The sequence below is a fragment of the Bacillus sp. AFS088145 genome (genome assembly GCF_002564465.1).
Classification (GTDB): Bacteria; Bacillota; Bacilli; order Bacillales; family Bacillaceae_G; genus Gottfriedia.
On record NZ_NUUX01000050.1, the window covers coordinates 1 to 12,662 of the forward strand.

At 34.1% G+C, this 12,662-nt stretch carries 13 protein-coding genes; 7 read left to right on the forward strand and 6 right to left on the reverse strand.

Annotation, left to right across the window (positions count from 1 at the left end; genetic code table 11):
- Positions 1 to 370 precede the first annotated feature (370 nt).
- Together COI44_RS22825 and COI44_RS22830 are read right to left on the reverse strand one after the other, a co-directional pair.
- On the reverse strand, positions 371 to 658 hold the full coding sequence (locus COI44_RS22825) for an HNH endonuclease (protein WP_098429936.1): 288 nt from the start codon (positions 656 to 658) through the stop codon (positions 371 to 373).
- Positions 651 to 1,253 (reverse strand): hypothetical protein, encoded by a 603-nt coding sequence (locus COI44_RS22830; RefSeq protein WP_098429937.1) that lies wholly within the window; start codon positions 1,251 to 1,253, stop codon positions 651 to 653. Before COI44_RS22830 ends, COI44_RS22825 begins: the two co-directional genes overlap by 8 nt.
- Before the next feature lie 277 nt (positions 1,254 to 1,530).
- On the opposite strand from COI44_RS22830, the gene COI44_RS22835 reads away from it, so the two are divergent.
- The 6 genes from COI44_RS22835 to COI44_RS22855 all read left to right on the forward strand — a co-directional run bounded on the left by COI44_RS22835 (position 1,531) and on the right by COI44_RS22855 (position 7,036).
- Entirely contained in the window at positions 1,531 to 1,890 is a 360-nt protein-coding gene (locus tag COI44_RS22835) for a hypothetical protein (protein WP_098429938.1), read from the forward strand.
- Between the two features lie 482 nt (positions 1,891 to 2,372).
- Positions 2,373 to 3,404, forward strand: a complete 1,032-nt coding sequence (locus COI44_RS22840) for a bifunctional DNA primase/polymerase (RefSeq protein WP_179887234.1) — start codon at positions 2,373 to 2,375, stop codon at positions 3,402 to 3,404.
- The gene (locus tag COI44_RS22845; protein WP_098429940.1) at positions 3,404 to 4,789 is read left to right on the forward strand and encodes a DNA primase family protein; all 1,386 of its coding nucleotides are present in this window, start codon (positions 3,404 to 3,406) and stop codon (positions 4,787 to 4,789) included. The genes COI44_RS22840 and COI44_RS22845 overlap by 1 nt, the downstream gene beginning before the upstream one ends.
- 456 nt (positions 4,790 to 5,245) lie before the next feature.
- Complete coding sequence (locus COI44_RS22850) at positions 5,246 to 5,941, forward strand: hypothetical protein (RefSeq protein ID WP_098429941.1); 696 nt, start codon at positions 5,246 to 5,248, stop codon at positions 5,939 to 5,941.
- A gap of 131 nt (positions 5,942 to 6,072) precedes the next feature.
- The gene (locus COI44_RS24340) at positions 6,073 to 6,237 is read left to right on the forward strand and encodes a hypothetical protein (RefSeq protein ID WP_179887235.1); all 165 of its coding nucleotides are present in this window, start codon (positions 6,073 to 6,075) and stop codon (positions 6,235 to 6,237) included.
- A 310-nt stretch (positions 6,238 to 6,547) separates the two neighbouring features.
- Complete coding sequence (locus COI44_RS22855; RefSeq protein ID WP_098429942.1) at positions 6,548 to 7,036, forward strand: hypothetical protein; 489 nt, start codon at positions 6,548 to 6,550, stop codon at positions 7,034 to 7,036.
- A gap of 9 nt (positions 7,037 to 7,045) precedes the next feature.
- On the opposite strand, the gene COI44_RS22860 is transcribed toward COI44_RS22855, so the two are convergent.
- On the reverse strand, positions 7,046 to 7,672 hold the full coding sequence (locus COI44_RS22860) for a recombinase family protein (protein WP_098429943.1): 627 nt from the start codon (positions 7,670 to 7,672) through the stop codon (positions 7,046 to 7,048).
- Positions 7,673 to 8,273: 601 nt separating this feature from the next.
- Positions 8,274 to 8,807, reverse strand: a complete 534-nt coding sequence (locus tag COI44_RS22865; protein ID WP_098429944.1) for a DUF3967 domain-containing protein — start codon at positions 8,805 to 8,807, stop codon at positions 8,274 to 8,276.
- Positions 8,808 to 9,923: 1,116 nt separating this feature from the next.
- Between COI44_RS22865 and COI44_RS22870 the strand changes: the two genes are divergently transcribed.
- Positions 9,924 to 10,658: a hypothetical protein gene (locus tag COI44_RS22870; protein ID WP_098429945.1), complete on the forward strand. Its 735-nt coding sequence runs from the start codon at positions 9,924 to 9,926 to the stop codon at positions 10,656 to 10,658.
- Between the two features lie 252 nt (positions 10,659 to 10,910).
- Here COI44_RS22870 and COI44_RS22875 read toward each other — a convergent pair whose 3' ends face one another.
- On the reverse strand, positions 10,911 to 11,456 hold the full coding sequence (locus COI44_RS22875; protein WP_098429946.1) for a hypothetical protein: 546 nt from the start codon (positions 11,454 to 11,456) through the stop codon (positions 10,911 to 10,913).
- A 50-nt stretch (positions 11,457 to 11,506) separates the two neighbouring features.
- Positions 11,507 to 12,052 (reverse strand): hypothetical protein, encoded by a 546-nt coding sequence (locus COI44_RS22880; RefSeq protein ID WP_098429947.1) that lies wholly within the window; start codon positions 12,050 to 12,052, stop codon positions 11,507 to 11,509.
- Positions 12,053 to 12,662 lie beyond the last annotated feature (610 nt).

Below are 12,662 nucleotides of genomic sequence, written 5' to 3' on the forward strand. Positions count from 1 at the left end.
ACCTATCTTATCAATAGCAGGAGGTCAACCCTACTAGACAAGGGGTATTTCCCTTGTTTCGATTCCTCACCATACCGTACCGTACCGCACCTAACCTCGCCACACCTTACCCCACCAGTCCTTAGCCTACCGTACCGGACCGTACCTCACCTTACCAAATACCACATATTCGACCTATCTTGTCAATAACAGGCAGTCACCCCTGTTAGACTAGGAAAAAATCCTAGTTTCGATTCCTCGCCTTACCTTACCTCACCGCACCATGCCACACCTGACCACACCTGACCCGACCGGACCCAACCATTCCTTACCTATCCGAACCGATTACCATATATTCAACAACCCACCCAACCAACCATATGTTGAACATTTACTCCCAAACCTCGTCACGCCAACCAGGAGCAATAATACCTTTTTTAAGTGCATTACCTTTCATTCCGGAATGTCTCAAGTCTGATCGTAAAGTATGACACTTGCGACAAAGTGTTCTTAGATTAGTAAGAGCATTTGTCCCGGCTTTGCCACTAACAATGTGATCAATATGGCATTTATTTAATTCCACTGATTCATGACACCTGGTACACCTTCTACCGTCACGATACCAAACCATTTCTCGTTGCGTTTGCCATACTTCTTTAGGTGGACGACTCTTAGGCATGAGTTAAGCTTAATTCTTCAAAGCTTACCAATTCAAACCTTCCGAAACCGATTGAGCGTCCGTCTGCTAAACCAACTAATGATCCACCATCAAGTAATACTTGCTCGACTTGTGCTCCGGCAATAATTGTATTATCCCATTGGAGGGTGAACTCCGTTTCCCAACCTGGGGACATAGCCACACGATAACGTACATTTCTTCCTTTTGTAGCAGGATTACGGACGGAACGAACATCAAGATATACTTCATCTTCTGGTGTATTTTCTAAGAACTGGTTCAAGTCCTCTGGCATGAAACGGTTGAACAAAATCTTATCGTCAATTACTTGTAAAGTAGCTGAGAATTTACTTTGAATCGAACCTCTACCACTTTTTGTATGTACTGCTGCTGTGCGTAGTGTTCCGAAGATATAACTAGGGTCTACCCATAATTGACCAGTTTTTAATGCGTTGTAGCTTTTTTTCCATTCTTCCGGATCATTACCAGCAACTCCAGTTTTTGCTTTACGTTCAAGTGAAATTGTATCCGGTGAAAATGCGTGTATTAATAAAGGTCTAATTCCTCTAATTTTTACTTTTGCTTTTTGTTGTGCCATTTGGACCACTCCTTTAGGTATAATAAATACAGTTTAGTCAAATAAAATATAATTCCTTCTACACACGACAAAACTAGTAACCATACGTCAAAACTAGTGAAATTCCGATATGAACACACGAAAAAATCCCCGGTGACCGAACCAGGGATTTTATGAAAGGTGCTAAACATATGAATATGTTTTCACCTTTTTAATATGCCCAATTACACTTTCAATCATAGGTTCATTGTCTTCTAAATTGGCTAGAATGGTATTTAATTAGGGGGGGCTTCTTTTCATGGGAACAAGAATGAAAAGAGGTGCAAGTGTGAAATATGTAAGATTAGCAGTAGAAGTTGAAGCAATTCAATATCTGGGCGAACTGAATCACAAAAAAGTTGAAGCGTTTATAGGTAGAAAGTTAGCTGTACGAAATGGATATTTAATCGTTCCTCAAGATGATTTCAATTTTTTGGTAAAAAGAAAGAATTATATTGTTCGTGGGTTAGAAGGTGAGTTTTATATAGTTGAAGAAGATATATTTAAGTTAACATACGAAGCGATCAATGAGGGTGGGAAAAAGGAGAATAATCGACGTACAAAGGTAGAACTTGAAGAAGAAAACCTTTCGCCCGGGCGGTTAGACCTTGATATATAAGGATTCTTGCATTTTAAATCTATTAAGATTTTTTTGATTTTTCCTGATTAAAGAGATACAATAAGTATAAGAAAAGCAAAAAGAGAAGCTCAACTTTGGACGGTGGATGCTTCCCTTTTACAAGTCGAAAAAAGATGTAAACACCCTTTTTCCTTATATGAGAGGTATAAATACCTCATGTAACTACAACTATATTTTAACAACTGGTAACATAGATTGCAACATTGTTAATCGGTTGATTTTTGTCAAAAACTTACATTCTCTCAGAAATAGTATTGACAAAAAATTCTTATAATATAGGCTTATGGGAATTAAAGGGGCACAAAAGGGGGCGTAATAGCTTTCTTTGGTGTCCCTTTTTGATTGTTCTAGCTTGAAAGGAGGTGGAAACGTGAACGTAGTATGAGTTGTTCCAGAAGTATTTCAATAAAAAAAGTACCTCTACATAGATAAAAAAAAGTAGTTGTAAGGGGAGAACAAAATTGAATATATCGAGATTAGATTACGCATTACTCTATTTCGACAATGGTCTTGTACCGATTCCAACTTGCTGGACCAAAGACGGTCAATGTGCCTGTCCAATAAACCATACAGGAAAACAAGTAGGAAAAGCACCATTAGTGAGGTACAAACAGACAAAAATTGATAGACATCGTATTACTTATTGGTTTAGGGATTTATATCCGAACGCAAACATAGCAATTGATTTAGAAGCTTCAAATTTAGTTGTAATTGATGCAGATAGTGCAGCAGCAGTTGCAGAAATAGAAGCAAAATTGGAAGGTATGACAATACCAACAGTACAGACAAATAGAGGGAAGCATTACTACTTTAAACCGGGAGATACTACACCACCATACAAAACCACACAGAAGGGATTAAGTAGAAAAATCGACATTATGAGTACTGGACTTATGACGGTTCCACCTTCAACTCATGCAAGTGGACATGTTTATAAATGGATTACTACACCTAAAGCTTGTGCAAATGGTATTCCAACCGTACCAGGTGATGTTGAACAATACTTACTGAACCAACACATAGAACAGCAGTTAAAACAACCACGAAATATATATGAAGCAAACAGCATTATACGAGAACATTGCAAAGCATTGGAAGGTATCAAAAAAATTGACCTTGAAACATTGCATTTATCCGAACCAGTAAAAGATATTATCCGTTATGGTGAAGCGTCAAAGTATTACCAGGAACGAAAATATCTGTCACGATCAGACGCACTATTCGGTATCATGATATCTTGCGTGAAACATGGATTAAGTGATGAAGTGATTTGTAGTCTGTTAATGGATGAGGAAAACGCAATTTCAGAGAAGGTTATCGAAAAAGGTAATGGAAAACCAGAGCAAATGTTGGAGTGGCTCACTAAATTGCAACTACCAAAAGCTAAAATGAAGGCGAATATAAAAATAAAGCCTAAAAAAGAGCAAAAAAAAGAGAGTCATCACCACAATGACCCGGATTCCAATACCATTAGTAAAGGAAATGTTCTCTAATGACAATTATATCAAATATTGATGAAAATAAAACGTCAAATGACGAAAATATTGAAAATTTTCAGTACGACAAACGATTTTTTTCGTTTGAAACAAATGAAACTACTGGGAAAGTAACAATAAATTATGACCATGTAGGACATGCAACTTCAATAATCCAAGAATTTTTATTAGTTCGGAACGCATATGGATTTTATTATTATGACCAATTAACAGGACTCTGGAAAGAAGATGGAGCCAACTTTATAAGAAGTTTAATTACTAAACGTCAAGGTATTCACTCAAATGAACATCGAGTAAGACAATGCTATACAAATATATTCAATCGTATTTACAAGAATTCAAAGGAAAGAATGAATTTTGACACTGACCCTTACTTAATTAATATGGAAAATGGTGTCGTTAATTTAAAAACTGGTGAATTGTTACCGTTCAATCCTTATTACCTTCAACGAATCAAAGTACCTCATAACTATGTACCAGGTGCAAAGTGTCCGAAAATTAAACAATTTCTTATTGATGTTGTCGGTGAAGCTCAAGCAAAATTTTTAATTGAATGGATTGGATATGGATTAATTAAAAATTATCCAATGCGAAAAATTTTAATATTGCTAGGTAAAGGAAAAAACGGTAAAAGCATTTACATTCAATTACTGAATTTACTAATGGGTAGAGAAAATGTATCGAACGTGTCCCTGCATGATCTACAAACACATAAATTTGCACTTGCAGAACTTGATGGGAAATTAGTAAATACTTGTGCCGATATTGATAGCAGCTTCTTCAACAGTTTGGATAGAATTAAAGGTTTGACTGGTGGAGATAGTCAGATGGCTGAACGTAAAAATGGACATCCTTTTTCTTTCGTTAATCATGCAAAATTAACATTTTCATGTAACAGCTTACCAACTTTCAAAGAAAGAACGTTTGCAATTAAGGACCGATTTATTGTACTACCATTTGATAATACATTTAGTGGAGATAAAAAGAATGATAACCTTCTTGCAGAAATTTCAACAAAAGAGGAATTAGAAGGATTAGTATTTATGGCAATTCAAGCGATCACTGCTGTATTAGAAAAAGGTGAGTTTTCAATTACTCCAAAAATGGAACTAGCAACTCAATCCTGGTTCGATGAAATGGACAATGTTAAATTGTTTATCAATGAAGCTTGTACATTAGAAGCTGATAATTATGTCATTAAAGGTGAGTTATACGACAATTACAAATTGTATTGTAGTGAAGCCGAATATAGTCCGTTGGGTAAAATTAATTTTTTCAAACATTTAGTAGAAAGTTTTCCATTCATTTACACACATGAAGGTAAAGACCCAATAAGCCGAAAATCAGTTGTTTATTACAAACATATTGGATTGAAAAAATAATAATTTTGCTCAAAAAAATGTCCAAGAGTTGTCCAAGAGTTGTCCAAGAGTTCGAAAAAATGTCCAAAAGTTCTGGACAAAATAACGAAAAAATCACTGAAAAGTGCCTTAACTCATAAGGTGCTTTTCTTTTTTTGTCCATCATGTCCAAAAGTTACCCCTTTTCATTTCAACTCTTGGACAACTTCTGGACAACTCTTGGACACTTTCAATAGTAATAAATCCTTATGTAGCAAGGAGTTTTAGCTTTATGTCCAAAAGTTCGAAGAGTTAAGAAGAAAAAAGATAAGATATGTAGTAAAGAGGGTTACGTCATATACTACATGGTGCAGACGAAAACGCCATATCTTTTCGAACTCCTGGACATGAGACTGTTTTATTTTTATTATCGTGGTTGTTTTAAAATAAGGGATGTTATGATTATAGGTGTAGTTTAAATAGTAAGGAGTGTCTAAATTGGAATTTACATTGTTAGAAAATGGAACTGACTCGTTAAGTAAAGCTAAAGATTCAATTAAAAAGTTTGAAGAATTACATAAAGATCATGGCTATCCCCATCTTAAAGATGCCGTTATTTTTTTAAATCATGGAATTGAAATTTTATTAAAATATATTCTTTCTGAAAGAAACGAATCGCTTATATTTACTGATTTAAAACTATATTTAGAGGCAAAAAAAGAATTAAAACATATGCCTTCAAAAGTAAAAGGCTTTGGAACATACTTAGACAAATATAAACCAACTGTTTTTGATGTACCTATTAAAAAAATCGGTAATAAAAGATTGGAAACAATTTCATTAAAGACAGCATTAGAAAGAGTAGAGTTTTTATGTGATATAAATGTCCCAGAAGATTTTAGGAATGGAACTTTTATATTAAATGATTATAGAAATGATTTGACACATCACTCAATTAATTTAACCTCAGAAGATGAGCATAAGTTGATCACTACTTTAAAGTCATTATATGGTAATACCCTTGATTTTTTTGAGGAACATGTACCAGGAATAATGGGGAAAATAGACGCTGAACGATTTGAACTAACTAAGGCTGAGTATGAAGATATGCAACGTGAAATGCAGGAATATTATCAGGAATTTTATCAAGAAAGAGCAATAAGCCGCGTATATTTAGACGAAGACGATTATTAATTGTAGGTGTAGTTGCATAAGAGTTACATAAGGAAAAGGCACTCATTGAAGTGTCTTTTTTTTATTTTCTGAATTGAGGGGAACATTAAAAAATGGAAGGAGTAACTACTTTTGTAAAGGTGGAAACTTAGTTGGATCAACACTCTAACCATTTTGATTTAAATAATGATGAAATAAAAAAAGCAATCGAACCAGTTGAAGCTGCAACTAAAACTGCAACTGAAGATATTGAAACAATTTATAAAATTTATAATAAATGCTGGGAGTCCTGGAAGTGGGACTTGTATTATAAGTAAAATTTGTGCACGAGATTATGCTAAAACGCAACAGTGACAAGTAAAAAGATACTATGGAATAAATGATGTATGTTAACCTAAATGTAAATTGATGTTAACATATAGAGGTTAAAAAATGATTTTTGGTGTAGGAAGCATCAAATGAGAGAGATTCACCAGAATTTTATTGATTGGTGATGATCGTACCAGGAACAAAGAAGTACTCCTTTAATGGGGTATTTTTTATTTTCGTGGCTGTTTTCAGAATGTAGTCTTATAAGTTACAATTTAATTATTAATTAACTACAAATGACTACAAGGGGGAATATAATTGACTACAATACCGACGTTACAAAAATTCGCAAAAGATAGAAAAGGTAATACAAAAGTAACATCAATTCGACTACGCGAAGATATATATAATGATTTCTCAAATTATTGTGAGGAACTTGGTTTAAGTATATCTGAGGGAATACAACACTTAATATCAGAAGAATTACAAAAGGTTGCAAATGTAACTAATAACGGTGTAAAAGAAATACAAAGTGTAGTTGAACCGATTAAAAATGTAGTAAAAGAAAATACAAAAGTAGTTAAACGTAATACGAACGTAACTAATAAAGCTCCAGGTAAAAGAGCAAAAAGATTTCACCTAGAACCATACAAACGGGATTCAGATAAATTAATACCTTGTCCAATCTGTGAGACGTGGATTGATAACACGAATTATAGTGCTCATGCAAACAGACATCATAATATGAGTACTGGAGAGTTAATTACCGTTCATTTAGAAAAAGTAAATCAAATGTTAGGCAAATAAAAAAAGCACTCATTGATCGAGTGCTTTTCCCTTTTGATAGTCGTCTACCAGTTTATAAAATGTAGTCTTTTTAAGTTCTAGTTCATTCATAGCTTTAACTGCTGTAATTTCTCCTTTTTTCCAACGTGCATATACTTCTGTAAAACCTTCTGGAAACTCTGTTTTAGGTCTACCAAATTTAACTCCATTTTTCACTGCTGCTTCAATACCTTCTGCTTGTCTTTTATTAATCCGTTCCCGTTCGTCTTGTGCTATCCAGCTCAGTATTTGTAATACCAGGTCCGAAATGAATGTACCTAAACTATCTTTGTGTTTTGTTGTATCTAATAAAGGCATATCTAAAACAATAATATCTGCTCCAATTACTTTAGTAATCTCGTTCCATTCATCAAGTATCATTTGTTTATTTCGTCCTAATCGGTCTAATGAATGAATATAAACAATATCACCTTTTCTTAATACTTGTTTTAATGCCTGGTATCGTGGTCTATTAAAATCTTTACCACTTTGTTTATCAATAAAAGTGTCACGATCATCAATCCCTAACTCTTTAAATGATTCTAATTGTCTAGCTTCATTTTGGTCTTTACTGCTTACACGTCCATAACCGAATGTTTTAATAGTTGTTGCTGTCATAATTACATATCACCTTTTCATTAGTTATTTATAATTCAATTATATAAAAAAGTGTTCTTAAATGTATATGTAATTTAATGAACGTTCGCAAATATTTTTGTAATACTTAACGAACGTTATTTAATGAGTGTTCCGTACCGTTCGCAAACCTATACAATAACGAACACTTAAAACGGATATAAAAAAACTACTCAATTAAGAGTAGCCAGTAAATGAGTTATGATTAAAAGCAATACTGCTTGGTCTAGTTGTAATGAAAATTCCTTAGTTCCGTTTTTAATTATGATTTGTATAAGAAACGCCTCCTTTCTTATACAAATGATTCTAATCTATTTTTTCCTAAAACAAGTATAGGTTTTTTAAATTTATCATAGATTTCTTCAATGCTAAGTTCTTGTCGGAGAATTAGTTGACCATTCAGCACCACAAAATAAATCGTTCTCTCATTGGCATAGAAGTACCATTCAAGTGACCATTGTATGCATCATGCTATTGATCGTTTAGTTTTAACGCTTCATGTCTTTTATTATCTTATAAATGCCATAAGTACAAAAACCAATCGCACCATGTTCCATACCTATTAAGAAAGCAAGAACACATTTCATTGTTTGCTCCAAAACTTCCACCAGGGCTTTTTAATAGTTACTGCTGTTTCGATTAAAGCTTTATTCGTTTCCTGGATTCCTCTAATTGCTTCCAAAAGTTTTGAATCACGATCATTAGCAATTGCTTTATGTTGTTCGAGTTCTTCATTAACTTTTGTTAGTTCCTCTTTAAATGCCTTGTTTTCCTTCTCTAACGCTTCCAGGCGACTATTAGTTATAACTTGTTGCTCTAGTATCATATCGAGTTTACTGTCCAATATTTCGGGGGTTACAGAGTTATAGCTAGTAACAACGTTACCTTTAACTACTAGCTTTATAGCTTGTTCTAAAGTCATAGTTTTCTTTAGTTCGGTTATTTGCTCGAATGTAGTTATATCCTTGTCACTATAAATTCTTTTTCCTGTTTCTCCATCAGTTACAAAGACATAACCATCTTTAACAAGTTGAGCAGAATACTTTTTAAAGAGTGATTCAGTTATAACTAACTTCTTAATGAATTGATCCTTCTCGTAATACTGCATCCGACTCATTCCTTCCAGGTGCACTTGTTACAGTATTACTTCAACAACAAGTAATCGTATTCCTTTATAAGTTCCTTTAGTTATGACTTAGTAACTTCTATTAGTTCCTGAGTTATAACTAATGTTGCAGCATTAATTGTTCCTGGTGGTTCCGGTTCGTCGTCGGTTCGATCAACTTGTCCAGGTCCAAACTTGAATGAACAAAACATTATTTTTTTGGAGGGGGAGGGGGGCTATGTGCACAATACCACTACCCATATGTACATTCATTCAATCACTAAAAACGCACTTTCCACCACCAACCCCCCACCACACATTTTCCGGAGTCTCACCCCGGCAAATGATGGGCAATCCTCAAAATATTTCTTATTTCATGAAAAGGTTATTGGGTTCCATTTTTTACCATCTCAAAAAATATTTTTCGGTTTTGGAAAAAGTCTATTGTATTTTCAGAATTGTGTACCATATTCTTTGTTCAACTAAATGGCAGTTTAGTTCAATAAAAAATGTTACTAAAAAGTATAAATAGCAAAGTTTAATATTACATATCAATCCATTTTTGTTACATATTCTTCCAACAAATTCATCAAACTATTAACGAGAGGGATGAGAACTGATGGAAGGATTTTTAAACTGGAAAATCATTGTAGCAACATTACCACTTTCACTATCGGTCGTTAGTATAATAGCCCTTTGTATCTGGGGATTGGTCTATTTAAGTAAACAAAATTAATTATAAACTAGAGAGAAACTCATCCCTATGGGTTCTCTTTTTGTTTATAAATCTTATCTAACTAACGTTAAATAACAATTAGCTATGAAAAAATAATCACACAGGTTCACAGTTTTTTTGAAAGGGTGTAATTATTGGATGTTTTAAAATACGTTATTCCTTTTGGCTTTATCTTAATCCTTATATTAATAGGATACATTGTTTTTAAAAAACTGGACTAAGTCATTATGTAACTAACTCATGCATTAGTTGCATAAGATTTATAGCGTTAATTGAATATAATTTAGCAGTAAAACTCGGTCGATTCTAACCGAGTTTTTTTTATAGTCACCGTCCTTTCGTGCCAAATGCTATAATTAGTAAAATTTAATAAAAGTAAGGAGTACATATTCATGAGTAAGAAATGGGTAGCAATTTTATTTTTAATTTTTTTCTTTCCAGTCGGATTATATCTAATGTGGAGGCACAAGCATTTCCCTGTGATTGCTAGAATTATTGTTTCAGGTTTTTTCGGGTTTTTTATACTCTTTTCTTTTTTTTCAGATGACCCATCTACCGATCAAGTGAAAGATAAAGCTCCAAAGGAAAAGGCTGCTTCGGTTGTAGCAAAGGAAAAAGAAACGGAAAAGAAAGAAAACAAGTCAGTTGAAAAGGAAACACCTAAATCAGAACCAGTTAAAAATTCAAAGACTCAAGAAATGCCTGTTTCACCGCAAATAGGTCTAGGAGATACAATTTCATTATTTAAGACTCATCATGGTAAAAATAAAGGTGATAACGAAATGGGAAGCTTTGAAAATGATTACATACTTCCTATGTTTCTAAACGACAAAGCGTTTAATATTACACTTCAATTTGAAAGCACATCGTCAAAACGAAGAGATTTCAAAGAAGCTGTTACAATATCAAAAGGTTTTATTCCTTCAGATGCAATAAAGGTAAAAGAGTACACTTTAGATGATATGAGAACAGTTATAGAATATAAAAGTAATAAATTAAAAACTGTCTTCCCAACTTTCCCTTCATCGCCTGAAGAAGTAGGAAAGTTAATTACGATCATCAAATATGATTCTGGAAATAAAAATAGTGTATTTTCGGTTGTTATAGGTGTTGGGACAAATCCATAAAAGTAAAAAAAGACTAGTCAAGGCTAGTTTTTTCTATTTCTTTATTCAACTAAAGCAGTCATTAAATATTTGAAGTAGTAGAAGGTCAATTAACGTTTGCACTTTAAAAAGAGTCCATACCAGGTCTCTTTTTTTGTGCGTTATAACTTTGTAACCAATAAAAAAAACACCTGGAAGACCAGGTGCTTTTAAGGAAGGCGAATGTCAGACTGGAGAAAAGACCGTTCTTATTACCTTATAACCTTTTTTTGTTTAACCGATTGAAGGGAATCTCTCTGCAACCCCCAGGTGTTGCATACGAAGACGAATACTGTCTTTTAAATCTTCTCGTACATCAAGACATTCAAGGGCACTCAGCATTTGGCGTCCTGCTTGTGAGTGGAACGTTGTAGCCTGGCGGTCATATACTTCTTGAAGTTCTTTTAATCTTTGTTTAGTCGATTCAATTAATTCTTGTGCTGAGGTTATAACTCCATTTCTCGTATCAATGGCATTTCTTTCTGTCTCTTGGAACTGTTGATATAATGTTGAAGCTAAATCTTTGCGTCGCAGATCCGACGAATCAAGAATACTTTTCTGATTGAGCAAACTAGCTTCTTTTTGCTTTAATTCGTTTAATCTATTTACAATTTCATCATTTTGAACGCCTGTTCCGAAGCTGTTTGCGTACTGCCTTTCAGTTTCTAACATTTCTTGTTTCACTTGAGAAATTTCTTGTTCAAGATTCTCCATTTGACTCGACACTCTGTTCGAGTGCTCTACATACTCTTGGTAACTTGGTAAATTATAATTTTCCATTCAAAAAAACTCCTGTCATTAAATTTTATTTATGTTAAGTTTTATTGTTTTTATATACTGTTGAACCCAGCTAAGAAGCTATCAGTTGACTCTGTTTGAATCCAGGCATTATATACATCTGAAAATTCTGCATCAGGATATTGAGCCCATATTTCGAATACTCGTTCACTAATTTGGTCCCTATTTGGGTCAAAATCACGTTCAGTATGATGTCTGTGAATACGATTAACCTTTTCCATTTCTCGATTGAATGCTAGTTCAGATTTTCTTTCATCTGTGTATTCTTCAATTTCCGAGTAATCTAAGTCGTATCCTAGTTCGTAAAGTTCTTCTATTTCTTCTTCTATCTGAGAATTTTCTCGTTCCTCATTGAAAACTTGAATCCATTCTTCCGGATTATCATAGCCACTTTCTTCGGCTAACGTCCGAATTAGTTCGGATTCCGGGCTTGAATGATCGTGCGACTTATTGTTTCTTGGCATTGGCTTATCTGAGTTCCAAAAGCCATTGTCGAAACTTTCCATATCGAAGTTTTGTTCTTCTTCGAAATTATCGCCTGCTACATCTTCGTAACTATGGTATATCTCATCGTTCATTTTGGGGTCCTACCACCTTTTTTTATAAATTTAACCCCTTGTTATCCGTCATTTGTTATTACTAGTTTTTGTCTTTTTGCTTTGGTTAATGCACCACCAGAAGAACCAACAAGTACAAATAAAAAAGCTCCTACCAGGGGAATGTGGTAGAAGCTTTTAAAAATGGTGAAATGAAAGAACCCTTTTTCAAAGAACAATGTGTATTAATATTGTACCCAATTACAGATTTAGTAATAAAAAAGAGTACGCAAAAAGGGCTCTTATTTCCGTAAGAACCCTTTGCACTATGACGTGAACATTCACTTTTAATATGTCCATAATCGTAAAAAAAGTTATGTAGACCGTTCCTTACCGTACCTTACCGTACCTCACCAAACCGCACCTCGCCACACCCCACCAGTCCAGACCCGACCACACCCGACCTGTTACCATATAATCGACCTATCTTATCAATAGCAGTTGGTCAGTTCTGCTAGACTAGGAATAAATCCTAGTTTCGACACCACACCGAACCTTACCTCGCCAAGCCTTACCTCACCTTACCGGAACGTACCGAACCGTACCTTACCAGACCCCACCCCACCAGACCAGACCTATCTTATCAATAGCA